21 protein-coding genes and 1 pseudogene are annotated in these 26,059 nt (G+C 43.3%); 17 read left to right on the forward strand and 5 right to left on the reverse strand.

The window, feature by feature from the left end; translation table 11 throughout:
* A pseudogene (locus GC093_RS06875) lies at positions 1 to 574 on the forward strand (hypothetical protein); the annotation flags it as partial.
* 64 nt (positions 575 to 638) lie between these two features.
* On the opposite strand, the gene GC093_RS06880 reads toward GC093_RS06875, so the two are convergent.
* Complete coding sequence (locus GC093_RS06880) at positions 639 to 2,582, reverse strand: ABC-F family ATP-binding cassette domain-containing protein (RefSeq protein ID WP_171651138.1); 1,944 nt, start codon at positions 2,580 to 2,582, stop codon at positions 639 to 641.
* A gap of 390 nt (positions 2,583 to 2,972) precedes the next feature.
* On the opposite strand from GC093_RS06880, the gene GC093_RS06885 reads away from it, so the two are divergent.
* From GC093_RS06885 to GC093_RS06960, 16 genes are all read left to right on the forward strand, one after another.
* Entirely contained in the window at positions 2,973 to 3,806 is an 834-nt protein-coding gene (locus tag GC093_RS06885) for an endonuclease/exonuclease/phosphatase family protein (RefSeq protein WP_171651139.1), read from the forward strand.
* Positions 3,807 to 4,174: 368 nt separating this feature from the next.
* A complete protein-coding gene (locus GC093_RS06890) occupies positions 4,175 to 5,047 on the forward strand; it encodes an HD-GYP domain-containing protein (RefSeq protein ID WP_246313783.1) in 873 nt (290 codons plus the stop codon).
* 29 nt (positions 5,048 to 5,076) lie between these two features.
* On the forward strand, positions 5,077 to 6,072 hold the full coding sequence (locus GC093_RS06895; protein WP_171651141.1) for a GGDEF domain-containing protein: 996 nt from the start codon (positions 5,077 to 5,079) through the stop codon (positions 6,070 to 6,072).
* Positions 6,073 to 6,078: 6 nt separating this feature from the next.
* Positions 6,079 to 6,438: a response regulator gene (locus GC093_RS06900; RefSeq protein WP_171651142.1), complete on the forward strand. Its 360-nt coding sequence runs from the start codon at positions 6,079 to 6,081 to the stop codon at positions 6,436 to 6,438.
* Between the two features lie 278 nt (positions 6,439 to 6,716).
* Positions 6,717 to 7,343 (forward strand): 5-formyltetrahydrofolate cyclo-ligase, encoded by a 627-nt coding sequence (locus GC093_RS06905; protein WP_171651143.1) that lies wholly within the window; start codon positions 6,717 to 6,719, stop codon positions 7,341 to 7,343.
* 51 nt (positions 7,344 to 7,394) lie between these two features.
* A complete protein-coding gene (moaC, locus tag GC093_RS06910) occupies positions 7,395 to 7,895 on the forward strand; it encodes a cyclic pyranopterin monophosphate synthase MoaC (RefSeq protein ID WP_312886468.1) in 501 nt (166 codons plus the stop codon).
* 41 nt (positions 7,896 to 7,936) lie between these two features.
* Positions 7,937 to 8,440 carry a molybdopterin adenylyltransferase gene (gene mog, locus GC093_RS06915; protein ID WP_171651144.1) on the forward strand — a complete coding sequence of 168 codons (504 nt, stop codon included), beginning with the start codon at positions 7,937 to 7,939 and terminating at the stop codon, positions 8,438 to 8,440.
* Positions 8,427 to 9,431: a molybdopterin-binding protein gene (locus GC093_RS06920; RefSeq protein ID WP_246313791.1), complete on the forward strand. Its 1,005-nt coding sequence runs from the start codon at positions 8,427 to 8,429 to the stop codon at positions 9,429 to 9,431. The genes mog and GC093_RS06920 overlap by 14 nt, the downstream gene beginning before the upstream one ends.
* A 60-nt stretch (positions 9,432 to 9,491) precedes the next feature.
* On the forward strand, positions 9,492 to 9,845 hold the full coding sequence (gene tatA, locus GC093_RS36300; RefSeq protein WP_171651145.1) for a twin-arginine translocase TatA/TatE family subunit: 354 nt from the start codon (positions 9,492 to 9,494) through the stop codon (positions 9,843 to 9,845).
* A 48-nt stretch (positions 9,846 to 9,893) separates the two neighbouring features.
* Positions 9,894 to 10,646: a twin-arginine translocase subunit TatC gene (tatC, locus tag GC093_RS06930; protein ID WP_376768635.1), complete on the forward strand. Its 753-nt coding sequence runs from the start codon at positions 9,894 to 9,896 to the stop codon at positions 10,644 to 10,646.
* A 319-nt stretch (positions 10,647 to 10,965) separates the two neighbouring features.
* A complete protein-coding gene (gene groES, locus GC093_RS06935; RefSeq protein ID WP_171651147.1) occupies positions 10,966 to 11,247 on the forward strand; it encodes a co-chaperone GroES in 282 nt (93 codons plus the stop codon).
* Positions 11,248 to 11,404: 157 nt separating this feature from the next.
* Entirely contained in the window at positions 11,405 to 13,045 is a 1,641-nt protein-coding gene (gene groL / locus GC093_RS06940; RefSeq protein ID WP_171651148.1) for a chaperonin GroEL, read from the forward strand.
* Between the two features lie 205 nt (positions 13,046 to 13,250).
* Entirely contained in the window at positions 13,251 to 13,655 is a 405-nt protein-coding gene (locus tag GC093_RS06945) for a hypothetical protein (RefSeq protein ID WP_171651149.1), read from the forward strand.
* 206 nt (positions 13,656 to 13,861) lie between these two features.
* Positions 13,862 to 15,565, forward strand: coding sequence for an SWIM zinc finger family protein (locus GC093_RS06950; protein ID WP_171651150.1), 1,704 nt, complete (start codon positions 13,862 to 13,864; stop codon positions 15,563 to 15,565).
* The gene (locus tag GC093_RS06955; RefSeq protein ID WP_171651151.1) at positions 15,562 to 18,603 is read left to right on the forward strand and encodes a DEAD/DEAH box helicase; all 3,042 of its coding nucleotides are present in this window, start codon (positions 15,562 to 15,564) and stop codon (positions 18,601 to 18,603) included. Before GC093_RS06950 ends, GC093_RS06955 begins: the two co-directional genes overlap by 4 nt.
* Positions 18,604 to 18,615: 12 nt before the next feature.
* The gene (locus GC093_RS06960) at positions 18,616 to 19,074 is read left to right on the forward strand and encodes a hypothetical protein (protein WP_171651152.1); all 459 of its coding nucleotides are present in this window, start codon (positions 18,616 to 18,618) and stop codon (positions 19,072 to 19,074) included.
* Between the two features lie 480 nt (positions 19,075 to 19,554).
* Here the strand turns inward: GC093_RS06960 and GC093_RS06965 are convergent, their stop codons facing one another.
* From GC093_RS06965 to GC093_RS06980, 4 genes are read right to left on the reverse strand one after another with little or no spacing between them, the layout of a single operon-like run.
* Entirely contained in the window at positions 19,555 to 22,029 is a 2,475-nt protein-coding gene (locus GC093_RS06965; protein ID WP_171651153.1) for an O-antigen ligase family protein, read from the reverse strand.
* The gene (locus tag GC093_RS06970) at positions 22,022 to 23,125 is read right to left on the reverse strand and encodes a glycosyltransferase (protein WP_171651154.1); all 1,104 of its coding nucleotides are present in this window, start codon (positions 23,123 to 23,125) and stop codon (positions 22,022 to 22,024) included. The genes GC093_RS06965 and GC093_RS06970 overlap by 8 nt, the downstream gene beginning before the upstream one ends.
* A 37-nt stretch (positions 23,126 to 23,162) precedes the next feature.
* Positions 23,163 to 24,311, reverse strand: coding sequence for a glycosyltransferase family 4 protein (locus GC093_RS06975; protein ID WP_171651155.1), 1,149 nt, complete (start codon positions 24,309 to 24,311; stop codon positions 23,163 to 23,165).
* A gap of 2 nt (positions 24,312 to 24,313) precedes the next feature.
* On the reverse strand, positions 24,314 to 25,813 hold the full coding sequence (locus tag GC093_RS06980) for a sugar transferase (RefSeq protein WP_171651156.1): 1,500 nt from the start codon (positions 25,811 to 25,813) through the stop codon (positions 24,314 to 24,316).
* Positions 25,814 to 26,059: the final 246 nt, after the last annotated feature.

Raw genomic sequence — 26,059 nt, forward strand, 5'->3', positions numbered from 1 at the left:
AGCGGCCGGCGTGCTCGTCGCCGGCTACCTCGCGTCGCCGGCGCTCGGCACTAACGCCGGCGGTGCGCTTGCCGCCGCGGCGGGCTTCGGCGCGCTGACGGCGCGCCTGGCCGGTGGGCGCCGCTGGCTGCGCCTGGCGCCGCTTCTCGCGCTGCTGCTCGCTGCAGCGCTCGCGGGCTTGTGGCTGCTCAACTCAGGTGCAGCCACAGGTCTCCCGGCCGATAAGCAGAGCCATATCGGCCGAGCCTTCGAAGCGCTGCTCCAGGGACGGCTGGACGCCATAGGCGCCATGATTGTGCGGAAGGTCGAGATGAATTGGCATCTAATCGGCGTCTCGGCCTGGAGCAAGGTGCTGCTCACCAGCCTTGTTGTAATGGCAGCATTGGTGCTGCGGCCCAGAGGGCTGTTTCGCCGCTGGCAGCGCCGCTATCCGTACCTGATGTACGGCTGCGCAGCTAATGTAATCGGCACAATCGCGGCGCTCTTGCTTAATGACTCAGGCATCGTTGCCGCGGCAACGATGATTATATACGGCAGCGTACCTCTGCTGCTGCTCAAACTAGAAAGCGCCTGATGAGTTTCTCAGGCGCTTTCTTTTCTTCGTTTAGGCTGACTGTGACTGATCCAATTCCATTTACTTACTCCGCCAGCTGCTCCCACTGCTCGTAGCACTCCGCAAGTTCTGCTTTCTTCACTTCGATGAGCTCGTTCTTTTGCTGTACCAGTACGTAGTCGTTATACACTTCAGGCTTGGCCAACTCTGTCTCTAGATCGGTTATCTCCGTTTCTAATCGGGCGATATCTTGTTCCAGCTGCTCTAGCTTACGCTGGCGCGTTCGTTCGTAACGCTTGGCTTGCTTGCCTGCTTCGAAGCTTTTCTCAGTTGCTGCTGCATCCGTTTTAGCAGTGGTGGTGTTTTTCCCTTTTGCTGCTTCAAGTGCCAGCCTTTGCCGTTCTATCTCGGCTAGCTCCTGCTTTTTCTCTACATAGTCGTCATAATTTCCCAAGTAGGAGGTAACAGCAGTACGCGTCAGCTCCAGCATGGATTCGGCCATTTTGTTCAAGAAATACCGGTCATGGGAAATAAACAACAGCGTGCCCTCGTAATCTATAAGAGCCGATTCCAGCACTTCCTTGCTGTACAAGTCCAGATGGTTGGTAGGCTCATCGAGAATGAGCACGTTCGCTTTTTCCAACATCAGCTTAGCTAAGGAGACGCGTGCTTTTTCACCGCCGCTTAGAGCCGAAACCTTCTTGAATACATCCTCGCCGCTGAACAAAAAGCTTCCTAGAACTGTCCGAATTCTCGCTTCCTCTATATGGGGGAATGCATTCCACACCTCTTCGATGATGGTGTTTTTCCCGTTTAACCCTGATTGCTCCTGGTCATAGTAGCCGATGCGCACATTGCTTCCCCACTGGATGATGCCTGTTTGCGGCTTTTGTTCCCCAATTAACGCTTTCAACAAAGTGGATTTCCCAATCCCGTTAGGTCCTATTAGAGCGGCAGTATCTCCTCGGCGCAGCTGGAACGTAATGTCTCGAAGCAGCGGATTGCGTCCGTCATAGGATATGGATACATCATTTACCTGCAATACCTCTTTACCGGTTGCTTGCTCCACCTCAAAGGCAAAGTGAGCGCGCTTCAAGTCGCCCATAGGCTTGTCGAGGCGGTCCATCTTTTCCAATGCTTTGCGGCGGCTTTGCGCCCTCTTAGTAGTGGAAGCCCGAACCAGATTACGCTGAACAAACTCCTCCATTTTGGCAATTTCACCTTGCTGTTTTTCAAATTGCTTCATTTGGATTTCGTATTCGGCCTGCTTGGTATCCACAAATTTGGAGTAATTGCCCGTGTATCGCTTGGATGCGTGCCGTTCGATTTCGTAAATAGCCCCTACCAATGCATCCAAAAAGTAACGGTCATGAGATACAACCAGAATAGAGCCCGAATACGAGCGAAGGTAACCCTCCAGCCAAGTTAGTGTAGGAATGTCCAAATGGTTCGTGGGCTCGTCAAGCAGCAGCAGGTCTGGGGCTTGCAGCAGCATTTTGGCCATAGCTAACCGCGTTTTCTGACCGCCGCTCAATGTGTTCACAAGCGTCTCCGGAGCAAAATCTCCGAAGCCCATACCATGAAGAATCCCCCGAATACGAGCCTCAGCTTCATAACCGCCTTGCTCCTTAAACCATTCCGATCGCCCAGCATACCGCTTCATCGTATCTTCAGTGAGCTTCTCGTCAGCCAATACAGCTGGATCGGACATCATGGCCTCCAGCTTGCGAAGCTCGAGCTCAGCTTCCTCCAAATGAGCGAATACGCTTTTCATTTCTTCCCATATCGAACGGTCGGAGATGAGTCCGCTATTTTGCTTCAAATAACCGATTTTGGTTTCCTTTGCTTTGAAAATATCTCCTGAATCATAAGACATTTCCCCTGCAATAATTTGCAGCAGCGTTGATTTGCCTGCACCGTTCACGCCAACTAAACCAATGCGCTCACGCGGCTCAATCTGTAACGTTATATTAGAAAGCACGGTACTAATACCGTAGCTTTTTGTAATTCCTGACACTTGCAGCAGCATGATATGCCTCCCGAAATAGTACTTAGGATTAGTGTGTGATATCTATTCATTTACATTCTGATAGTGGACGTATGTCACCTTTTACTTCTCACAACCGTGGTAAACTCACTCGTATTTAGGGACGCCCGAAGCCGCATATCTTTGGTTGGGATAGATACATTACTTCGCACAACTTTGACAAACCGCTCGTCCATCAAGGACAGCGAAGCCGATTATCATCGGATATGCACTAATTAGTAGTGTACCATGTTCTTGTCGAATTTTCAGCCTTACCGACTGTGCCGCCGAATTTCCATCATTTCTCCCGTATACAAAGCTAAATCTGCCATCGTATGCTGAATCTATCAACTATTAAAAGGACGATTAAAGAGGCGGAAGAGGGTGTTAAGGATGCAGACAGTGGTACAAAGAAATAGCAGAGGATCATTAATAGGGCGGCACACCGTGCTGCTGGCTTTTGTGTTACTGCTCTGCGCTTCAGCTGCTTTTTCCCATTGGAACAGGATTGAGACGGCTCCCATTCAACGTGCAGCAGGGGAGCAGGGGGCCTTGCGTTTGATGACCTATAATATTCGTCATGGTGAAGGAATGGATAATCAGGTTCACTTGTCTGCTATCCGAACACAAATTGAACAGGGAAATGCTGATTTTATCGCTCTTCAGGAGGTAGACCGTTACCAATGGCGCACTGGTTTACAGGATCAGGCAGCTAATTTGGCAAAAGCTCTGAGGATGAACTATACGTTCGCACCTGCTTTTCGTCGCGGATTCTCTGAATACGGCATAGCTTTGATAAGTCGCTTTCCTATAGATAATGTACGGGTTTATCCGCTTCCCGGTGGCAAGGGTCAGGAGCCGCGCACGGTGCTGACGGCCCAAATAAAGCTAGAAGAGCGGATCGTAACTATTGTTACGACTCATCTTGGAGTTGCTCGCAGCGAACGTGAGCTGCAAATGCCTGCATTGGTTGATATTCTGAAATCAATTGGCACCCCGTTAATTGTGATGGGAGATTTCAATATGCCTGATTCCGACAACTTGATGAGCGACCTGCACAAGCTCCTTTACAAGATTCCTTTGCAGCTCCCTCAAGCTACAGTTGTTAATGGTGGAGAGATTGATCATATATTTACGAGCTTTGCTCATGAGTCTCCAGCTTGGCTGCAATATGAGCAATCATCTGACCATCTTCCCGTATTATGTCAAATTAAGGTTTTACAATAGTGGAAAAAGATCAATTTTTAATAAAATATTTCATTTCTGTCCATTTATAGTGATATTTTTAGGTAAAAGGGAGTTTTTTACAGATATTAATTTAGGGATATATTGTAAAATAAACTCACTCTGTGTCAGGTGAGTATTGCGTTTCCCCCTTCCTCACTAAACGTTTATTCACTCTGACCTTACTCAATGATGCTAATTCTCTTCGAGGGGAGATCGGTTGAATAACCATGAATGAACAGCAGTTAGTTCAGAGGATAGGGTATAGATTTAAAAGAGACCTTATCAATAACTGGGGATTGATTCTCATTCCAAAGGAAAGCCTCTTAGAAGCGCATCACGTAGAGTGGATTTTGAATCATGGAATTATAATGGAAGAGCAAGATTTCGAGAGCGCGCAACTGGTTACGAGCGAGGAGCTAGTTACTCAGGCTAGTGAGATGGTTAAGGAAATGTTTCATCTAATTAATGAGGAGAAAGAAATTCCTCTAGAAGCACTAAACCGATCCGTTATTCCGGCGATTTACCAGGCAACGGAGTTTCCAAGTTTATTCAGTGTACTTTCTGGCCTTCAGGCTAAGGATGATTATACATACAGGCATAATATTGGAGTCGGAGTCATTTCCACATTAATTGGGAGGTGGCTGCATCTCCCTGAAGATGAGCTTTCAATGCTGAGTACAGCCGCTACGCTTCATGATGTTGGAAAGATACAAATTGGTGATGAGATCCTGAATAAACCCGGTAAATATTCGGATAACGAGTATGAGATTATGAAGAGGCACACCACCTTCGGATTTGATATTATTAAACGCACCCCCAATTTGCCCCCTGAATTAGCCTTGGTAGCGCTGCAGCATCATGAACGGGAGGATGGTAAAGGGTACCCGAATGGATTGAAGGGCGATCAAATCGAATTTTTCAGCAAAATTGTCGCTGTAGCCGATATTTTTCATGCTATGACCTCTAAAAGAGTTTATAAGGACGCAGCGCCTTTCTATCTGGTTATTCGTCAAATGCAGGAGGATAGATTCGGGCAGCTGGATCCTTTGATATGCAATATTTTTATTCGTCGAATGATGGAGCTGGCTGTTGGAGATGAAGTTATACTTACCGATGGGCGCCGCGGGGATATCGTGAACAGCAACCCTTTAGACCTTACTAATCCTCTGGTAAAGGTTGGAGACGATTATATTGATTTGAGTAAGCATTCAAATTTGTTTATCCAAACCTTGGTGGGATAAGGGGAAATACGATTATAAGGGTGATACCGATGATGAGCCAACAGCCCAATGACTTGATACAGGTCGAGGCACTAATCAAACGGCCTGAGATGCTTAGCTATATTTTGGGACAGTTATCCAATCGTATGTACATTCTTGATAAGGATGGAACGATTACTTATACAGTGCTTACTCAACAATCTATTTTGGAGCTTGTGTTTATTTCGGAGCCTATGAGCCTTTTTGCATACATACATCCTGATAATCAATCGGTTGTGAAGGAAAGCCTGGTCGAACTATTAACTACCAATGATAAGGTTTCATTTGAATGTCAGTGGGCGGTCAATGATGAAGAATGGTCGTGGATTGAAGCGATAATAATTCCTGTTAAAGAAGCGGATTCTTCCGTGTACAAGTATTTTCTTTCTATAAGAAGTATTTCAGAGATCAAGGAACGAGAGGAACAGCTGTCCCGATTAGCTTATCAGGATCCTCTTACAGAGATGCCTAACCGGAGAGCGTTTGAGATGTATTTGCAGCAAGCTATTGCGAATGCCAAAAGATACAATCAGCTGATGGCTCTTTTTTATATGGATATAGATGATTTTAAAAGGATTAATGACCAATATGGACACGAGACAGGGGATTTGCTGCTGAAAACCTTTGCTTCAAGGGTGAAGCGATGTATACGGGAAATCGATATGCTGGCACGCTTAGGCGGCGATGAATTTGTTATCCTTCTGCCACGAATTGATTCCGTTATAAATGCCCAAAGGGTGGCTGAACGGATCATTGCTTCCATTCAAGAAGGCTGGAAGATTGGCGAACACGTTCTGGAGGCTACGATTAGTATGGGAGTCACTGTTTATCCAAGAGACGGAGACGATGCAATCAGGCTGCTTCAAAATGTGGACAAAGCTTTATATCAGGTCAAAAATAACGGTCGAAACGGTATATCCTTTTACAATCAAAACTATATTCAAGCGAGTGATTCCTTGGGACTGGAACTGGAAAGTCAAACAACAGAATTCATAAAAGGGAGATAACAACAAATGGCAAAAATATTAGTGGTTGATGATGCGGCATTTATGCGGATGATGCTTAAAGATATTTTAACAAAAGGTGGTCACGAAGTTGTAGGTGAGGCGGAGAATGGGCTTGTTGCTGTTGAAAAGTTCAATCAGCTGCGTCCCGACTTAGTGACGATGGATATTACTATGCCTGAAATGGAAGGGATCGAAGCTTTGAAGCTGATTAAAAGCCAGAACCCCTCAGCCAAAGTTATTATGTGTTCTGCAATGGGGCAGCAGCATATGGTTGTTCAAGCTATCCAAGCTGGAGCAAGAGATTTTATTGTTAAGCCGTTCCAGTCGGAGAGAGTCCTCGAATCCATAAGTAAGGCGATTAATTAATCCAATCGAATTATGAGAAGGGCTGCCGAGATTTTGACGGGGCTCTTTTTAATATGCTTTGAAATATGGAAAGGGGAATTCTGGCTATAAAAGACCTCAATTTCGGGGGTTTTTAAACGTATCCTTACTTAAACTCGTTATTTTAGCTGTGTTTATGGTATATTAAAAAATAAAGGTATTTTTAGACTTCATATTCCACCAGAATTTGCTATTAAGCATTGCTCAGCATTAAAATGTTCTTAATCACGTTACCGACCCCATCAAAGAGAGGCCGTCTCATGAATATCAAAGAATGGAAAATCGAGCTTCGACGCAAGGCGGAGGCTGAACGAAATGCTTTGACGCCATCCGAGCGGGGCGTAAAATCCAAGCGGATAAATGAATTATTAATCAAGCGAATAAGTGATGTTTTGGATTCCCGGGTTAGGCTGGGCCGTAGACCGACTCTTTTTACTTACATGCCTGTAAAATCTGAGGTTGATGTAACTCCGGTGATGGAGGCTTGCTGGTTAAAGCGTTACCGAGTCTTGGTGCCTAAGGTACAGCCGGAGCAGAAACTCAAGCTGTTCGAGGTCCGCTCGCACTCCGATTTGGAGAAAGGAGCCTGGGGAATATTGGAGCCGGTTCCTGATATGGAATTCCTGACTGATATTCGCCAGATTGATGCTGCGCTTGTACCCGGACTGGCTTTTGATCTTGACCTGGGACGGCTAGGCTATGGGGGCGGTTACTACGACCGGTTTATGCAGCAGTATGTTCGTGCTGGGTTCACTAGGCCATATATTATTGCGGGTGCGTTCGATTTACAACTTATTGAGGAAGTCCCGATGGGCTTGTTCGATTTCCGGCTGGACGAACTTATTACAGAGCAAAGAACGGTTCGGGCTGCCAAAACAACGAAGTGAGGCACAGGGGTTGTTGTGTTTGCACCATTCGTACGAGAGGAGAGCTGCACGGTGTCTGATGTTGATGCTAGCCCGCTAACCCATTTTAACGAACAAGGCAGAGCCCGTATGGTCGATATTTCTGACAAGCAGGAGACGAGTCGCAGTGCAACTGCACGAACCATCGTTACCATGCTGCCTTCTACACTACAGCTGATAAAACAAGGGAAGATCGGTAAGGGTGACGTTCTAGCTGTTTCCCAGGTGGCTGCAATTATGGCCGCGAAGAAGACGTCCGATTGGATTCCGATGTGCCATCCGCTATCGTTAACTGGGGTAGATGTCCGTTTTTCCGATAATGAACAAGATGAGCTATACATAGAAGCTACTGTCAAAACCAGAGGGCAAACTGGTGTCGAGATGGAGGCGCTCACGGCCGTTTCTGCTGCCGCGCTAACCGTTTACGACATGTGCAAGGCAGCGGAGAAGACGATGCAGATTGGTCCAACGCTGCTGTTGAATAAATCAGGAGGAAAAAGCGGTGACTTTCACAGAAAAGACACCGATTTGTAATAACTTTACGATACAATGGACCCATGGAGAGGAGTAAGCTTATGCGTTGGAAAGTGGCGATTTTGACGGCAAGCGATCGAGGATCCCTTGGAGAGCGAGAAGATACAAGCGCCCAAGTTATTCGGGAGCTCATTGAAGAGGAAATCAATGGGGAAATTATCGAATATCGGGTCGTGCCAGACGAGAAGGATGAAATTATGGCCGCGCTCATAGAAATGACCGATTATTTCAAGGTGGATTTGATTCTTACTACGGGCGGAACAGGACTTGCATTGCGTGATGTGACTCCAGAAGCAACATTGAGCGTCATAGATCGTCAAGCTCCGGGATTTGCCGAGGCCATGCGGATGATATCGATGCAGAAAACGCCTCGTGCGATGCTCTCACGCGCTGTATCGGGAATTCGCAGCAGAACGTTAATAATAAATTTGCCCGGAAGTCCGAAGGGTGTATCTGAAAATTTGGCTGCCATCATGGAGCAGCTTCCCCATGCTTTGGGTATACTGACTGGGCGTGAAGGGGATCATGGCTATGAAGAAGCTTGATTCCATGCTTCGTGAGGTGAAGGTAGAAGAAGCAATAGGCAAGGTGCTGGCTCATGATTTGACGCAAATTATTCCTGGAGCCTTCAAGGGGCGCTTATTTACGAAAGGCCATGTTATTACGGAGCAGGACATACCCGCTCTGCTGAGTATCGGCAAAGAGCATATCTATGTTATTGCAATGGAGGAAGGCTGGCTGCATGAGGATGAAGCGGCGATCCGCTTGGCTCGAGCTGCTGCAGGGGCCAACGTGTCATTGACGGATCCGCATGAGGGCAAGGTTTCCTTAAAATCGACCATTCATGGATTGGTCAAAATCAATAAATCATTGGTTGATGCAGCTAATTCCATAGATCAGGTGGTCATGTCCACGCTGAAATCTAATACGGTTGTCAAACAGGGTCAAGTATTAACCGGAACCCGTGTTATTCCGCTTCTTGTTGAGGAGGAGAAGGTACGGCAGGTAGAGCAGCTTGCTGTTCTGCCTTTGGTTGAGGTTAAGCCGTTTCGTCGTTTGCGAGTAGGCTTGATTACTACAGGCAGTGAGGTGTACAAGGGCCGAATCCAAGATAAGTTCGGGCCTGTTGTTCGTGAAAAGGTAGCTGCATTAGGCTCCGAGGTTATAGAACAGCGATTAACGCCGGACGAAAGCGATACGATTGTTAATGAAATTCGTTATTTTTTGGAGGAGCAGAAGGTTGATCTGATTCTGGTAACTGGCGGGATGTCGGTTGATCCGGATGATCGGACACCGGGAGCGATTAAGCAGGCTGGAGCGCGGATAATCAGCTACGGAACGCCGATGCTCCCTGGATCGATGCTGCTTATGGGCTATCTAGGCGAAGCGGAGGTGCCGGTGATGGGTTTGCCGGGTTGTGTGATGCACGACCCCTACACTTCGTTTGATGTGCTATTACCGCGTATTTGCGCAGGAGAGACTATAGTACGGGAAGATATTACGGAGCTGGGGTACGGGGGCTTGTACAATTGTTAGCGCATAAGCTAAGGCTGATGGGTGTCAGTCTAGTGTTATAGAAAGGAGTTGTTTCAACAAATGAGCATAAGTCATATTTTGTTGATTGCTGTTGTTGTACTGGTCTTATTCGGTCCGAGCAAGCTGCCCGAGCTGGGGCGAGCCATTGGTAAGACGATGCGAGAATTCAAGAAAGGCGCTCAGGACTTGATGGAAGACGTTCATGCGTCTGCACCTCAAGAAGAGCGTAAAGATGTGACGCCGCGTCCGGGTCCCGATCCGGTATCCGGTATGATGCTTCCACCTGTATCGGCTCCATCTGAGCGACCAGCTCAGCAAGGTCAACAAGCGCAGGCACAGACGCAGCATGAGCAGGAGGCACCTCAGCAGATTCGACAAGAAAAGTCAGCGGATACGCGGAGACTGCCTGAATAAGCTTCACGTTTACCACTTTACAGCTAGGTTGGTGAAACCTTTATGGATATGGATGATGCGATGTCGCTCGTCGAGCATCTGGGTGAGCTTCGCAAACGAATTATTTGGATTATCGTCGTTCTAATTATTGGTATGGTTATCGGGTTGATTTTTGCGCAGCCCCTAATCACTTATCTCAAGCAAGTACCTCCTGCGGACGGAATTAGCTGGAACGTATTTTCTCCTTGGGATGCCATACGGATGTACATGAATTTTGCATTGGTTACGGGCCTTATTGTTACACTACCGTTTGCTCTGTACCAAATTTGGTCTTTTTTAAAGCCGGGGTTGCGTATAGAGGAACAGAAAGCTTCATTGATGTTTGTACCCTTCGCCTTCTTATTGTTTCTGATTGGCTTGGCGTTTGCGTATTTTGTCGTTTTCAAAATGGCCTTTCTGTTTACATCGAGTATTACAGAGAAGCTGTCGCTGCAAGAGACCTATGGGATCTCCCAATATTTCACGTTTATGTTTAATATTTTGATTCCAATTTCACTTCTGTTTGAGCTTCCTATTGTTATCATGTTTTTAACCAAGCTTCGTATCTTAAATCCTAAACGGCTGCATACTCTGCGTCGCTATGCCTATTTGCTGCTTGTTATTGTAGCGTCCATGATTACTCCGCCCGATGCGGTGTCTGCGATTGTCGTCTCTGTGCCTATGATCCTGCTCTACGAGTTCAGTGTGCTGTTATCCGGGGTTGTATACCGTAAGCAGCTGCTCAAGGATAAGGCGTGGGAGGAAGAATTCGGAGAGAAATAACACCTGGTTCCACAGTCATTTAAAGCTAGTGCTAATGACTGTGGAACTCAGGTGTTTTTTTGCTTAGAATCGACATTTCGCCGTATTTCTACAAGCTAATGTCTACTTGGATTGAATGTATAGGGTGCTGTTGGTGGCTGTATCGGATGACCGTATATTTTACTTTTGGATGGATAGAATGATTGGGGTGTGAAAATTCGGTAAAAGCACTTGCAAATTTGCTGCAAACTGAGTATCATAATAAGTGTTGTTAGCACTTAAGGTATTTGAGTGCTAATGTGAAGAAATTTAGAACCATATATAAGGAGGCTATTTTCTAATGATCAAACCTTTAGGTGATCGCGTTGTCATTGAAGCCATTGCTAAGGAGGAAACGACCGCAAGCGGTATCGTTCTACCTGAAACTGCCAAGGAAAAACCGCAAGAAGGTAAAGTTGTAGCGGTAGGCAGCGGAGCACTAAAAGACGGAGAGCGTATTCCGCTTGAAGTTAAGGAAGGCGACCGTATCATTTTCTCCAAATACGCTGGTACTGAAGTTAAATTTGAGGGCCGCGAGCTTCTAATTTTGCGTGAAAGCGACATCCTTGCTGTTCTAGCTTAATTAAGGTTCCTATACGAATAGACGCCTCATCAGCTGCTAATGTAATTAGTGAGCATATACTTAAACAGGCTCGTCCTTGAAGGACGGTAAGCCGTTACCTTATGAAGTTAAACGAAACGTTTCCAACATACAATTTATTTTCGGGAGGGTATCACTCATGGCAAAAGAGATCAGATTCAGTGAAGACGCTCGCCGCGCAATGCTTCGTGGTGTTGACGCGCTTGCAAATGCTGTAAAAATCACGTTGGGTCCAAAAGGCCGTAACGTCGTGCTTGAGAAAAAATTCGGTAGCCCATTGATCACTAACGATGGTGTTACAATTGCAAAAGAAATCGAGCTTGAAGATGCATTCGAAAATATGGGTGCACAGCTTGTTAAAGAAGTAGCAACTAAAACTAATGATGTAGCCGGTGACGGTACTACAACAGCAACAGTTTTGGCACAAGCTATGATTCGCGAAGGCTTGAAAAACGTAACTGCAGGCGCTAACCCAATGGTTATCCGTAAAGGGATCGACAAAGCGGTTAAAGCAGCTGTTGAAGAATTGAAAAACATTTCCAAAGCTATCGAAGGTAAACAATCCATCGCTCAAGTAGCAGCTATTTCCGCAGCTGACGATGAAGTTGGCCAACTGATTGCTGAAGCTATGGAAAAAGTAGGCAAAGACGGCGTTATCACTGTTGAAGAGTCCAAAGGCTTTGCAACTGAGCTTGAAGTAGTTGAAGGTATGCAGTTTGACCGTGGCTACATCTCCCCATACATGATTACTGATACAGATAAAATGGAAGCTGTATTGGAAAACCCGTACATCTTGATCACAGACAAAAAGATCTCCAACATTCAAGAGATTCTGCCTGTGCTTGAAAAAGTAGTACAACAAGGTAAACCGCTTGTTATCATCGCTGAAGATGTTGAAGGCGAAGCATTGGCGACTCTTGTTGTGAACAGACTTCGTGGAACCTTTACTTGCGTAGCTGTTAAAGCTCCTGGCTTTGGCGATCGTCGTAAAGCTATGCTGCAAGATATCGCTGCTTTGACTGGTGGCCAAGTGATCACTGAGGAATTGGGTCTTGATTTGAAATCCACAACTCCTGACCAATTGGGTTCTGCTCGTCAAGTTCGTGTAACGAAAGAAAACACGATCGTAGTTGACGGTTCAGGCGACAAGAAAGATATCGGCGCTCGCATCTCGCAAATTCGTTCCCAATTGGAAGAAACAACTTCCGATTTCGATAAAGAGAAATTGCAAGAGCGTTTGGCTAAATTGTCTGGTGGCGTAGCGGTTATCAAAGTCGGTGCAGCTACTGAAACCGAATTGAAAGAGCGCAAGCTTCGCATTGAAGATGCTTTGAACGCAACTCGTGCTGCTGTTGAAGAAGGTATCGTATCCGGTGGTGGTACTGCTCTTGTAAACGTGTATGCTGCTGTAGCTGCTGTTAAAAGCAATGATGGCGACGAGCAAACTGGCGTAAACATCGTTCTTCGTGCTCTTGAAGAGCCTGTACGTACAATCGCTGCTAACGCTGGTCAAGAAGGCTCCGTTATCGTTGAGCGCTTGAAAAAAGAAGCAGTAGGCATTGGCTACAACGCTGCAACTGGCGAATGGGTTAACATGTTCGAAGCTGGTATCGTTGATCCAGCTAAAGTTACTCGTTCCGCATTGCAAAACGCAGCATCCGTTGCTGCAATTTTCTTGACAACTGAAGCGGTTATCGCTGACAAACCAGAAAAAGACAAACCAGGCATGCCTGATATGGGCGGCATGGGTGGAATGGGCGGCATGGGCGGAATGATGTAATATCGCCCCCAGATAGCTCTTATATATCAAGGAATTAGGTCCCTTTCGGGGCCTTTTTCTTTTTGGAAATTCATATTAAGCCGCGTCCTAATCTCTCCTGATCTGGTTATTGTTGGGTACAGATAAATAGCTTTTCTCCAATCATGATGTTAATCTAACGAAATAATTGAGCCTATGATATAATAACTCATGGGAGCGTGATTTTGTGGAGGAACTGCTGAACCGAATATTATCTGAGTTACAGGATGTCAAAGCGTCGGTTAATCGTCTTGAAACCAAAGTAGATCAACTTGACGTAAAAGTGAACCAATTGGATGCCAATGTGGACCAACTCGATTCAAAAGTGATTCAACTCGAAGCAAGATTTGATCAACTTGATTTGAAAGCGGACAGACTTGAATTAAAAGTAGATCGTCTTGAGGCCAAAGCAGATCGTCTTGACACAAGAGTAGAGCAGCTAGAATGCAGTATAAGAGAGCAGCATATCGAGAATATAGAGGCAGATAATCGTCTGCTTGAGTCGATTAGAACAACTAACGAGCGGCTTGATTATCAACGTGATAAAATATCTCGCACAGAAGAACAAACATATCTACTTAAACAAAAGTAGTACCTCATAAAGTTATAAACCTCCTTGTAATCCCGACGATGAATTACCGAGATATCGGTTACCCATACCACGAATGTGGAATTAATGAGAAAGACTTCCAGCAATTCATTAGAATTGTGAGAAGTCTATTTTTGTTCAAAGCCGAGTGAATTTTGCATGTGATATAATAAATTATCTATATATGAGCTATGGAGGATCCAAGAATTATGTTCGAATTAACCTATGAAAATCTATTTCAGAACATTCGTCCCTATTTCTCCTCAATTATTTTGAAAAGAGGTTGGGAATATTACCGCGAAGATATGGTGGAACGGTTCCGTATGGAGAACGGTTCAATAGTCCAAGCTATAATCTATGGCTCCGATTTATATAAGGTGAGGTTGGATATTAAGCATTTTTCTAGCAGTGAATGCAGTTGTCCCTATAATGGCTACTGCAAGCATATGGCTGCAGTTATGTTTGAGGCGGTTAGACAAGTGGGTTTACAGCCTCTTCAATTTTTAACGCCCGATCGGAAGTTGATGATTAACTCCAAACCAGCAGCCAATCATAAACCTGTAGACACTTTGTTCGCGGTGCAAGCAGAGATGGATTTAGGTGGATTACAGGTGTCGGCCTCAGTTTCAAATGGAGGTATATCCAATCCTACCCTACCTACAATTGCAGCAGCGGAGGGTGCTTCCATAGCTATAAAACCTGTCACAACACCAAAGGAAGTAGGCTCTGTAACAGATTGGCATCGTTATTTTGAAAAGCAATTCAGCAATTATTCCATCTACAGCTCCGGAGCTCTGGATAGCTTTTTTGATGAGGTTTCGAGTAAGCTGCTAATATTTGGACAAGGCTGGAATCCTTCGCTAAAGGTATTGTATGAGATGAACGTCCTACTATTCATAATGAAACGAACAGATGTTTTACAGCAGCAGATCGAGCGTAACTACTCTTATTATTCACACTCGTACGGACAAGGCTTTCGTGCTATTTCGAAGCAATGTTATGAACAATTTCTTGTCCTCGATTCGCAAATGAATAGCATGGAAGTAAGTCAATTGAACCCGAGTTATATGCAAGAAACAGCAGCTTTTTTAGCGGCATACAGCTCTCCTAAGCATAGCTCCATGATGCGCTGGCGAGATACATATAGCTTATTATGGTGGGGATTGCTGAGAGATGAGGCCAGAATCGGCAATGAAAAGGATCGACTGGAGTCGATATCGGAGCATCAAGAGCAGCTTTCTCCCAGACAGAAGCAAGACATAAGTATGAACCTGGCTCTTTTCGATGTGATAGAAGGAAATGATCAGCAAGCCATGCAAAGGACAAATAAACTGCCGAACAGGCAGCCGAGCTTGTATGTCTTTTTTCTGCAAGCCTTTATGACCAATCAGGAATGGGACCGATTAATTGACTGGCTGAAATGGCTCCGTCCTTTAGTACAATCATCAGGTACTTCTCATATGGAGACTTATTTTCATTATTGGCAAGAAGCGGCCAAGCATCGGGAGCTTGCTGAAGAGTGGCTTGATATCGTTTGTTCTATGCTGCCTTCGAGCTTTACCTACTATTCCCGATATTTATTGAAGCATCAGCAGTATCGGCGGTGGATTGATCTTCAGATGATATTTGAACGGACTCCTTTTGAAATCGAAAAAGAAAGCTTAAAGCTGATTGAAGCGCATGACAGGAATCTGTTACTGCCACTTTATCATTTATCAGTAGAGCGTTTTATTTTGCAGAAAAACCGTGCTGCCTATAAAAGTGCCGTAAGGCTCATGAAAAAGCTCAACCAATACTACAAGCATTTGGGGGAACAGGAGCACGGGCAGCGTTACTTGATGCATATCAAAAAACAATTTTCGCGCTATCGCGCTTTTCAGGAGGAATTGCAGAAAGGAAAGCTTATCCAATGATTAAACTTGACACCTTGACCCTTAGCGCAGAGCGGCAAGTCAATGGAGATTTTCATTTTAAAGGTATGGGAAAAGAGCATTCTTTGCTTACCTCGAATGAGCTTAGAATTCGCTTGTTTGCTTGGCATAGGCATTCTTTTTATGGAGCGATACTAGGCGGTAAGGCTGAATATGAGGATAACTTCGGTCTTTATTTATCGCCCTACACGGCACTGGATTACTTAGCTTCCGATTCCGCATCGCTTCATGGACGTATCGAATGGGATCCTAAGCTTCAAGTGTTGAAACATGCAGCTGTTATCTTCATGGAGGCACTATCCGAGGGCTGGTTTATCCCATCGTTCGAGGAGTGGAAGCAGGGGAGGACAGGCTGGAAGCTGCTGCTTCCTAAGGAGAAAGAGTCTAACTATGAGAAGCTTCTTAATGATGCGGAACAACTGGAAATTACCTACATGTCAGCTTGGTTTCAAAGTGCTGCTAACGAGCTGCTGCAAGGTACCACTAATACGATGGAAGCATGGGCGGAGCTTTGTATGGAACAGCAGGCTCTGGACCACTCGGAGCTGCCTGCCAACGTGGGTCGCGAAGCATTCACAGTTTCGAATTTTAATCAGGAGGAGAGTTTATCCTTCGATTGGCTGGATGAAGAGGAATGGCTCGTTTCAATAGGATGGAAGCAGGACGATGTCCCATTTAAAGTCTGCATTCAACTGGCGGAACCGAACATGGATATGGAGTGGGAATCACCGAAAAAAGTTGACGAGGAATGGCATCTGAAAGTGCTCCTACAGGCTAAAAATGACTCTAATCTGCTATATGAGGTTCAGGAGACTTTTTTAAATAACGGCAGTATGCCAAATGATTTACCAGATCATTGGCGTAGCTTTTATGAAGCTCGGTTATCTAAGGATATCGGTAAGCTGCTTCGCATTGTACCTATGCTGAGGCTGATTGAAGGGGAACCAGACCAAATAGCAACAACTTTGTCGGACGACCAGGCTTGGACGGTTATGGAAGAAAGCAGCTTGCAGTTATTGAAGGCAGGTTACTCCCTATTACTGCCATCATGGTGGGAAGAATTGAGAATGCTCAGACCTAGGCTCAAAGCGCAGTTAAAAACCTCGGTTGGATCCGGACGCGAATCTTTGCTAGGACTAGGGCAGCTGATGCAGTTTGATTGGAAAATAGCCATAGGCGGCATGGATCTGTCAGAAGAAGAGTTCATGAAGCTTGCTTCCGAGAAAAAAAGAATGATGTACATTCGCGGCAGATGGATTCAATTGGATCCAGCTTTTTTGGAGCAAGTCCGTCAAGCGATGAAGAAGGTCGATCAGAAACGTGGCATGTCCTTTCGGGATGTACTCCAGCTTCAGCTGCTTGGTATGGAAGATTCTGAGCGGCCGGTAGGTTCTGGGGAATCCCTTTCTGAAGATGCATCTTCAAGCGGAGGACTGCAGATTCAAATTGAGCTAAATAAACACATGCTGAAGCTGATGAATCAATTGCAGCAAACCAAGCAAATTCCGCAGGTTCAGCCTCCAGCTTCCCTTCAAGCAGATTTGCGCAGCTATCAATTAGATGGACTCTCTTGGTTGTTGTTCCTTCGCAAATGTGGTTTGGGAGCCTGCTTGGCCGATGATATGGGTCTCGGTAAAACCATTCAGTTTATATCTTACCTACTTCAAGTCAGAGAGGGGAGCCTAAGCTCATCGGAGAATAAGGGATCTGTTGAGAAGGGTGTACCTGCATTACTCATCTGTCCGACTTCTGTGTTGGGTAATTGGCAGAAGGAGCTTCAAAGATTCGCTCCAACGCTCCAGATTCATCTGCACTATGGTTCTCAGCGGGCCAAAGGAGATGCGTTTATGGATTCTATCCATGGAGCTGACTTGGTAATGTCCACCTATTCTTTAGCTCAAATGGATGAGGAGGAGCTTTCAGGTGTTAAGTGGGATTGTATTTGTTTGGATGAAGCGCAAAATATTAAAAACGCCTATACCAAGCAGTCCACCTCGATACGGAAACTGGAGGCCAATCACCGTATTGCGCTAACAGGCACGCCTATTGAGAATAGGTTGACTGAGCTATGGTCAATCTTTGATTATATCAATCCTGGCTATTTGGGCAGCTTAAAATCATTTACTCACAATTACGTGAACGCAGTTGAGCGAGACAGCGATTTACAGCTAACCGGACAGGTTCAAAAGCTGATCCGTCCCTTCCTACTGCGTAGGGTCAAAAAGGATCCTGCCATTCAGTTGGATCTGCCGGATAAGAATGAAATGAAAGCCTATGTTTCGTTAACTGTGGAACAGGGGGCTTTGTATGAGAATGTAGTTCAAAGTCTTATGGATAAGATTGATACATTAACCGGCATCGAGAAAAAGGGGCTAATCCTTGCCACATTGACTAAGCTGAAGCAAGTATGCGATCATCCTGCATTGCTGCTTAAGGAAAATGGGCAGGTCACATGGGAAGACCGTTCTGCCAAAATGATGCGGCTGCTCGAAATGATCGATGAGCTTAGGGATGAGGGGGACAACTGTCTAATTTTCACCCAGTATATTGATATGGGCCATATGCTGCAAGCAGCCATTGAGCAGGTACGAGGTGAGCCGGTTCAATTTTTGCATGGGGGCGTCCCCAAAGCTAAGCGAGATGAAATGATTGAGAGATTCCAGGACCTGACCCTTCCGAAGGAACAGCAGTGCGGCATCTTTATTCTGTCCTTGAAGGCTGGCGGCACCGGACTTAACCTTACAGCGGCCAATCATGTTTTTCACTTCGATCGTTGGTGGAATCCGGCCGTTGAGAACCAAGCAACAGACCGGGCTTTTCGTATCGGGCAGACCAAGGATGTACAGGTTCATAAATTTGTGACACTGGGCACTTTGGAGGAGCGTATTGATGAAATGCTTGAACGCAAGCAGGGACTCAGCCAACAGATTATTGGGACTGGGGAGAACTGGGTTACGGAAATGTCTACGGACGAGCTTAGAGAGCTATTTTCTCTGCGTCAGGATACATTAGGGAAGTGAGGTAGAGGATGAATGGAGGAACGTCAGTCTAAACATGCTGCGGAGCAGGTTGTGGGAGTGGGAGAAGGAGTGGAAACGGATAGGCAGGTAGGAGAGACGAGAGAAGCAGAGGAAGCTAATGGGCGAGTAAAGGAAGCGGGAAAAACAGAGCGGGCTGAGTGGCAAGTAGAGGAAGCGGCAAAAGCAGGGCTAGCTGAGTGGCAAGAAGAGGAAACGGGGCGAGCAAAGTTGCAAGTAGCAGATGCGGAAGAAGCCAAACAATCTCCTGAAGCCGTTGAAGTGGTTAAAGAAGATCAAGCAGTTGAGAAAGAAGAGAAGGTAAAGAAAACGCGTGGGCCCAGAAAAAGCAAAACGGCTGCTGTTGAAGACTATACGTTACAGTTTAATCTAGTCACTAGCCCGCACATCAAAGATATGTCTCTACAGTGGCAGAAATTATATGCCGCAGTGTCTGCCGCGGTTAAGAAGTAGTAGTTCGTTGGTTTAGAGAGTATGGATATGGTGGTGTGACACCTTCGTATGGAAATGAATAAATCCAGTAGCAGTTGATCCCGATGATCAGCAGCTTCTGGAGAAAGAGTTACTATTCAGGTGTATCTTAGCTTTTTGTTCTGAACTTATCGGATAAATATTCGTATGGCTTTTTAACTCGGAAAAATAAGCTATTATGTTCTCATAGTTTCACTAGTTGTACCCTCATCGCTCATCAACGTAAATGAGAGAGCTTGTATTGCGATCCTGCAGCTTATATTACCAGGATTGCTGACTTTTTACTTCAACGCGATTGAAAGGCGCCTACTGGGCATCTTGTGGAGTGTGAGGCATCTATGCTTTCGTAAGCTCGTCGCTCTACTGAAAGTCTAGATCCTAAATTTGCACTAAAAAGACCCGATACCGAGGTATCGGGTCTACTTGTATTAGCTCCTTAACTAAGAAGTAAGATAGTTCTATCTAAAAAGCTGCATTAGCCAATCTGCTGATTTCTTCACGCTCTTTAGGGTCCTTTGCAACTAGCTTATCGAATAAGGCTTGGTCATTTTTATTTTGCTTTTGCAGGGCTGTGAGGTACCAGCGTGCGATTTCTTTATTTGTTGTGTCATCAAATTGATCACTCACATACATTTTAAAGTAAGAAATCGCTGAATCGTAATTACCGCGGATATACTCCATTTGTCCCAGGCGAAGTGACATATTTTTTGTTACATTAAATGCTCGGCCTTGAACCTGCTCTTTTGGAAGGCTTTCAAGCTCTTTCATTTTACTTAAAACCTTATCATGAACAGCGAAAGCATGGTTCCAATACTTTGTTTTTAATGCATCATCTTTTTGCAAACGGGCTTTCTCAGCCAGAGACATATCAAGGTCAATACTTCTCTCATACAAGCTGATATCCCATGGGAAATTAGCTATTTCTGCATTTGTTAGCTCTTGTGCTTGCGCTAATTGGTCCTTAATTAAATAAGCTTGCGTTTCTTGCTCAATTCGATACCGGTTATGAGGCTCGTTTGTTTTTAATTGATTGAGAAGGCCCATTAACTCCGTGTAATATTTCTCATCCTTTGTTTGTTGAAAAGCTTGAAGCAAAAGGCTTGTTTTAAAAAGCGTGTAATCTGGATGATTATTACGAATACTCAATGCTTTATCTAAAGGCGTGAAAATTTCATTTATCGCTTTGTTGCTGCTCGCGGCTGCAGTTGCTGTACGGAATAAACTGTTTGCACTTAAGTTCTGAGCGGAAATAAAGAACATAATTACGGATAAAATCAAAAGAACTGATGGGTAAATCTTATTGATATAAGGTGCTTTCTCATCTTTTATGAAACGAAGATTAGGGCTGATAGTAACGTGAGAAACCATGGCGCCTAAGCTTAAAAAGACAACAATACCTAAAAATACATAACTCAGATCAAAATCAATGATGCTATGAACCAGCAAAGATACTGCAATAATATAAAATACGTGACGATCTGGACTGCTTTCTTGAGCTTTGAGTTGATGGCGAATATATAAGCTAAATATATAAATGAGGAAACCGATAAGGATTATAATACCGACAGTTCCTGTCTCAACAAGATATTGCATAAAAAAGTTGTGAGCTTGCCGACTTACATAAGGGTTATTTTGATATTTTTCATACAGGGCAGCCCATGCACCACCACCAGCTCCAACGACTGGATAGTCTGCAATTAGCTTCACGGCATCTTTATAAAAGGTTCCTCTTTCTAAAACGCTGTGCTGATTAAAATTAATGTTCTCTATACGATTTTTCATATAATCAGGGAGCAAATTAGTGGCGCCTGTATTTCCAAACAATAAGAGCATGCCTAAACTACCAATAATTAGTGCAGCAGCGGGTAATAAGATATTGGCAAACTTAATTTTAATTTTGGCATCCAATACTTTTTGAACGGCATGAAACACATACCTATGTAGCACCCAGATAATAGCCGCACAAATAGCTGAAGCACCTATGAACGTCCATAAACCAACGGAAGCGGAGGATAAATCCTGCTTAAAAGCTTGCTCACCAATGACGGTTACTTTATCAAGAATTAATAGAGAAATTACAAATGCAATGCCTAGATAGATGAAGTAAAAAATCTGTTTGGTCAGTTTCATAAATGGAAGGACTAGGAGTATTACAACGGGTAGTACAACGAGTCCACCCCTGGATATTGTAAGAAAGAAAGAGATGATGATCGGCACTAGCATAAATGCATTCACTAGAATAGCTTGTGGCTTTTTGCTGGATAAGATTAAGTAAACAGCACCAAGAAGCAGAGCAATTAGGAAGGCTGCATATGAATTGGCATACTGAAAGGTAGATGTGAGCCTTAACTGATTCTCGGCCGACATTACCGCATCTTGATATTGCAATCCATCACCAGGCAGTTCAACAAACCATTGAATCATTTTTGCCGCAAATTGCTTAAAGCCTACCCAGTTTAGTACTCCAAACCAAACAATCAGGTAGCCGGATCCCATCAAACTATAGGTTAAAACTTTGTTGCCAATTTGCCCTCTGCATAAATAAATACCTAAAATAAAAAAGATAGCGTAGATCATCTGAATATATAACATATTCGTCGCAAAATAGTGCGATGCTTCAGAGACTTTAGATATCAAATAACTAAGCGGAAGCAGCCAGATTACAAGACTAAGAATATCACGATGATCACGGAGTCTCCAGTTATAGAACAGGTAGATGGATGCCACAACTAGAACGATAAATCCCCAAACTAACGAACTATAAATAGGTCTTTCGAAGTCAGCCGTATTGCCGTTAAAAAGAGCCTTTTGAAACGGAGCCCAGCACAAAAAAAGCGCTGTAAAGCCCATTAACAACCAAAATAATAGCGAGGTCTTTTCTTTATCCGGTTGCTCTTGCTTGAGAGTTTTTTTTCCGTAAGCATATTTTTCACTCATGAGAAAGCTCCTTTTTATTTATGGCCGCATTGATAAAATCTAACATTTCTTGTTTGAATCGAGTTTCGTTAAATCGGTTTGCGTGTTCTTTGATAGTTTGAGAGTCGAAGGTGCTGTTATTAAAGCGAACTAGTGCCTCTGTCAAAGAAGTAACAGAATGCTCTGAGAAAAATAGGCCAGTTTGTCCATCAATCACGGTTTCTTTTGCTCCGCCTTTTCCAAAGGCGATAACCGGCTTTCCGTTTGCTTGCGCCTCAAGTGGAGTTATCCCAAAATCTTCTTCACCAGCTAAAATAAAAGCTTTGCATTTGGCATAATATTCGGAAATAATCTCATCAGATTGATAACCAAGCATTTTAACTGTAGGACCAGCCATTTTTTTCAACCTGTCTCGATCATACCCATCTCCAATTATCACTAAAGGCAATTTCAATTTGTTGAATACTTCTATTACTAAGTCAATTCTTTTATAAGGAATTAACCTTGAGACTATCAAAAAATAATCTTCATTTGCATTCGACGGATGAAACCGGTCAATTGAAACAGGCGGGTGTATCACAGTACTTTCCCGATTATAGTATTTTTTTATTCGTCTTGAAACGTTGTGAGAGTTGGAAATAAAGTGGTCCACTCTCTGTGAGCTCAGTTGATCCCAATTACGTATACGATGCAAAATAAAAGGCAAAGCTTTTTTGAAAATGGGATTTTTAATTTCATCCATATATTGATGGTACAAGTCCCAAACATATCTCATAGGAGTATGGCAATAGCATATGTGTAGTTGTGAAGGATTTGTAATAATTCCTTTGGCAAAGGCACTGGAAGAACTAAGTACAAGATCATATTCGCGTAAGTCAAATTGTTCTACAGCCAAAGGGAAAAGGCCTAGCATTTTTTTGTAATGTTTATTTGAAGAAGGTATTTTTTGAACAAATGAATTTTTAATATCAGTATGTCTAAATCGTTCAGGCATTTTAGACAAATCTGAAATTAGCGTGTAGACGGGTGCTTCGGGGAACATGTCCATGAAACATTCAAGAACACGCTCAGCACCTCCGTACTGGTTTAAATAGTCATGAACAAGGGCGACTTTCATGATGCACCTCTTTTTGTAAGCTTCATAAAAATATAGCTCAATTTAAATTGCCGAGTACTTTTTCGTATACTTGTTTGGTTTCAGCAGCTGCTTTATCCCATGTAAATTGTTTAGAACGTTCAAATGCCAGTTGAGAATAGGTTTCCCTTACTGTGGAATCAGATACTATCCCATACATTCCTTCCGCCCAAGCCATAGGGTCATCCGGCGCTAATAACATACCGGCTTCTCCGATAATTTCTGGAATGGAGGAGACGTTGGATCCAATTACAGGTGTGCGGCACTGCATGGCTTCTAGAAGGGGGAGCCCAAAACCTTCGTAAATAGAGGGCATCACAAAAACCGAAGCTGCACTGTAAAGTCCAGGCAGGTCTTCATCATCTATAAATCCTGTGAAAATTACTTCTTCTTCTAGATAATGTTCCTGTACCCACTCAAAAATAGGTGTAAACTTCCATCCTTTTGCGCCTACAATAACGAGTTTTTCAGAACAAGAGTATTCTTTTTTGAGCAAATAGAAAGCTTTGAGTAAACCCAATAAATTTTTCCTTGGTTCCAAGGTACCAACAAATAAAATATATTTTTCGGGTAAATTATATTTTTCAAGAATGGATGCAGTATAGGGAACAAATTGAAAATTGTCTCCAGCAGCGTGATAAACGACATCAACTTTATTTTCAGGAATGTTTAGAAGCTCAATGATATCTGATTTGGTCTGCTGAGATACCGCGATTATTTGATCACATTGGCGAGCGCTGAAAGGGACCCAATTGCTATGATGTTTATAAATTCGGTCACTTGTTGATTCAGGGTATCTCATATACGCCAAATCATGGATGGTTATAATACTCTTTGCCTTAACCGAAGGTGTGTAAGTGAAATTAGTTCCATGATAAATATCTGCTTTGTTTTTAGCTAATATGTCATATGGCATTTGATAGAAAAAGTTTGGCTTACATAATCTGCGAATCACTTTATAAGGATACACGCTGTTTATTAAATGAAGATGAAAATCACGTTTTATTTCCAAAACGTGATTTTCACGAATAGAATTAGCTAATTGATTAAAGGCTAAAAATAAGTTGACACCAGTATCTTTGGAAAGCTGAGAACCTAAGCATTCTACGTAGCGAGCTATTCCTGACCGTGTTCCTAATAAAGACTGGGCATCCAAAAAAACATTCAAGGTTAATAAGCCCCTTCCCCTTTTAGTACTACAGGTATGGTCTTCATTAAAATTTTAATATCGAAAGCAATACTCCAATTTTCAATATAATAAATATCTAAGCTCATCCATTGCTGGAAAGATAAATCGCTTCTACCGCTAACCTGCCACAGTCCTGTTATTCCTGGGAGTACTTCAAGCCTTCTCCATTCCCAGTCGCCATATCGCTCTACTTCATGAGGGAGAGGCGGACGAGGACCAACCAAGCTCATATTACCAATTAGTACATTAAATAACTGGGGTAGTTCATCTATTGAATATTTCCTGATGAACTTACCAACTTTAGTGATTCTAGGGTCATCTTTCATTTTAAAGGCTATTCCATCGATTTCATTTTTGTTTTTTAGCTTTTTAAGTAAGACATCCGCGTCTGAAACCATGGACCTGAATTTAAGCATAGAGAATGTTTTACCATTTCTTCCAATCCGTTGTTGTTTGTAAATAATACTTCCTTTTGAATCAAGCTTTATAGCTATTGCAGTTAGAACATAAATGGGTGAAATAAATATAATTAGTATAGATGCAGCAATAATATCCATAATCCTTTTCGCAAAAAGCCCCAGCCCGCGCATAGGTGTTTTAACCAAAGTAACTACAGGTAAAGAATTAATATTACCAATTTGAACAGTACTCATAACTAAATTATATAAGTCCGGAATGATTTTAATATTAATATCTAGCTTTCTTAAGTCAGTGATAAGCTTATTTACTAATTCTCTTTCAGAAGGAATTGTAATTATGATCTCCTCAATAAGGTTGTTTTTCAAAATCTCGTTTAACTTAGATATAGGACCTAGATTTTTATATTGTTCAAAGTCATCCTGCTCGTTATCGTCTACGAAACCAATTATATGGTATCCTAAGTATTTATAAGTACTGAGCTCCTCCATTAAAGACTTTCCGAATTTTCCTGCTCCTACAATAACCACATTCTTGCTGAGAATTCCTTCTTTAGCTAGTTTGATATAAATAAAACGTTTAATGCTTCTAACAATACTGGAAGAGATAATGGCGGCTATCCAGTAGCTTGCAATAACAATCCTTGATAAGTCCGTGTATTTGAGGAGGAAACTGACTCCAATGGTTATCAATAGAGAGACCGAATAAGCTTTAGCTACTTTGAATATTTCATCAGCTAGACCTGATTGAGATCTAAACCGAAAAATTTTATAACGATACATAAAGTAGATATAAATAATAGATGAAATGACAAAGAAAATTGAATAATTAACAAAACGGGGGGAGGCCATGTCCCAAAAAACAATATCTCGATCGAATTCTTGTCCTATACGATATTCGTAGAGATAGAAATACAATAGTGCAATTACAAGTGCCTCTAATGCTATAAATACAGTGGCAAGAAAGAAAGAATACATTTTTTTTGTCCCAAGTTTTTTATTAATTTCCATAGTAGGAATAAAATGTTCTTTTTTGTTTTTTTGTGTAGCATAAGAGTAATTCATTATTGAAATACCTCCAAAATTCGACTCCTTATTTAATTTTATTCGCAATCGGTTATAAAAACAACTTTATATATTACCAACTTATAAAACTAGCCATTTTATTTATTACTTGCTAACATTAATTTGGAAAGTAAAATTCTAAAACCATTATACTATTACAATATGGTGAAAAAAACAATTAATTCCAGAAAAATTGCGTTGTCGTATTTTGTTGCGTTATAATGATATAATTGTAGATATTCTGTG

The organism is Paenibacillus foliorum (assembly GCF_013141765.1).
GTDB lineage: Bacteria > Bacillota > Bacilli > Paenibacillales > NBRC-103111 > Paenibacillus_S > Paenibacillus_S foliorum.

What these genes read in the sequence shown, in the direction of transcription:
- groES (WP_171651147.1), top strand. Translation starts at nt 10,966, where the DNA reads ATGATCAAACCTTTAGGTGATCGCGTTGTCATTGAAGCCATTGCTAAG.
- GC093_RS06905 (WP_171651143.1), top strand. Translation starts at nt 6,717, where the DNA reads ATGAATATCAAAGAATGGAAAATCGAGCTTCGACGCAAGGCGGAGGCT.
- GC093_RS06880 (WP_171651138.1), bottom strand. Translation starts at nt 2,582, where the DNA reads ATGCTGCTGCAAGTGTCAGGAATTACAAAAAGCTACGGTATTAGTACC.
- GC093_RS06980 (WP_171651156.1), bottom strand. Translation starts at nt 25,813, where the DNA reads ATGAATTACTCTTATGCTACACAAAAAAACAAAAAAGAACATTTTATT.
- GC093_RS06900 (WP_171651142.1), top strand. Translation starts at nt 6,079, where the DNA reads ATGGCAAAAATATTAGTGGTTGATGATGCGGCATTTATGCGGATGATG.
- GC093_RS06885 (WP_171651139.1), top strand. Translation starts at nt 2,973, where the DNA reads ATGCAGACAGTGGTACAAAGAAATAGCAGAGGATCATTAATAGGGCGG.
- GC093_RS06950 (WP_171651150.1), top strand. Translation starts at nt 13,862, where the DNA reads ATGTTCGAATTAACCTATGAAAATCTATTTCAGAACATTCGTCCCTAT.
- GC093_RS06970 (WP_171651154.1), bottom strand. Translation starts at nt 23,125, where the DNA reads ATGAAAGTCGCCCTTGTTCATGACTATTTAAACCAGTACGGAGGTGCT.
- groL (WP_171651148.1), top strand. Translation starts at nt 11,405, where the DNA reads ATGGCAAAAGAGATCAGATTCAGTGAAGACGCTCGCCGCGCAATGCTT.
- mog (WP_171651144.1), top strand. Translation starts at nt 7,937, where the DNA reads ATGCGTTGGAAAGTGGCGATTTTGACGGCAAGCGATCGAGGATCCCTT.
- GC093_RS06890 (WP_246313783.1), top strand. Translation starts at nt 4,175, where the DNA reads ATGGAAGAGCAAGATTTCGAGAGCGCGCAACTGGTTACGAGCGAGGAG.
- tatA (WP_171651145.1), top strand. Translation starts at nt 9,492, where the DNA reads ATGAGCATAAGTCATATTTTGTTGATTGCTGTTGTTGTACTGGTCTTA.
- GC093_RS06955 (WP_171651151.1), top strand. Translation starts at nt 15,562, where the DNA reads ATGATTAAACTTGACACCTTGACCCTTAGCGCAGAGCGGCAAGTCAAT.
- tatC (WP_376768635.1), top strand. Translation starts at nt 9,894, where the DNA reads ATGGATGATGCGATGTCGCTCGTCGAGCATCTGGGTGAGCTTCGCAAA.
- GC093_RS06895 (WP_171651141.1), top strand. Translation starts at nt 5,077, where the DNA reads ATGATGAGCCAACAGCCCAATGACTTGATACAGGTCGAGGCACTAATC.
- GC093_RS06920 (WP_246313791.1), top strand. Translation starts at nt 8,427, where the DNA reads ATGAAGAAGCTTGATTCCATGCTTCGTGAGGTGAAGGTAGAAGAAGCA.
- GC093_RS06960 (WP_171651152.1), top strand. Translation starts at nt 18,616, where the DNA reads ATGGAGGAACGTCAGTCTAAACATGCTGCGGAGCAGGTTGTGGGAGTG.
- GC093_RS06965 (WP_171651153.1), bottom strand. Translation starts at nt 22,029, where the DNA reads ATGAGTGAAAAATATGCTTACGGAAAAAAAACTCTCAAGCAAGAGCAA.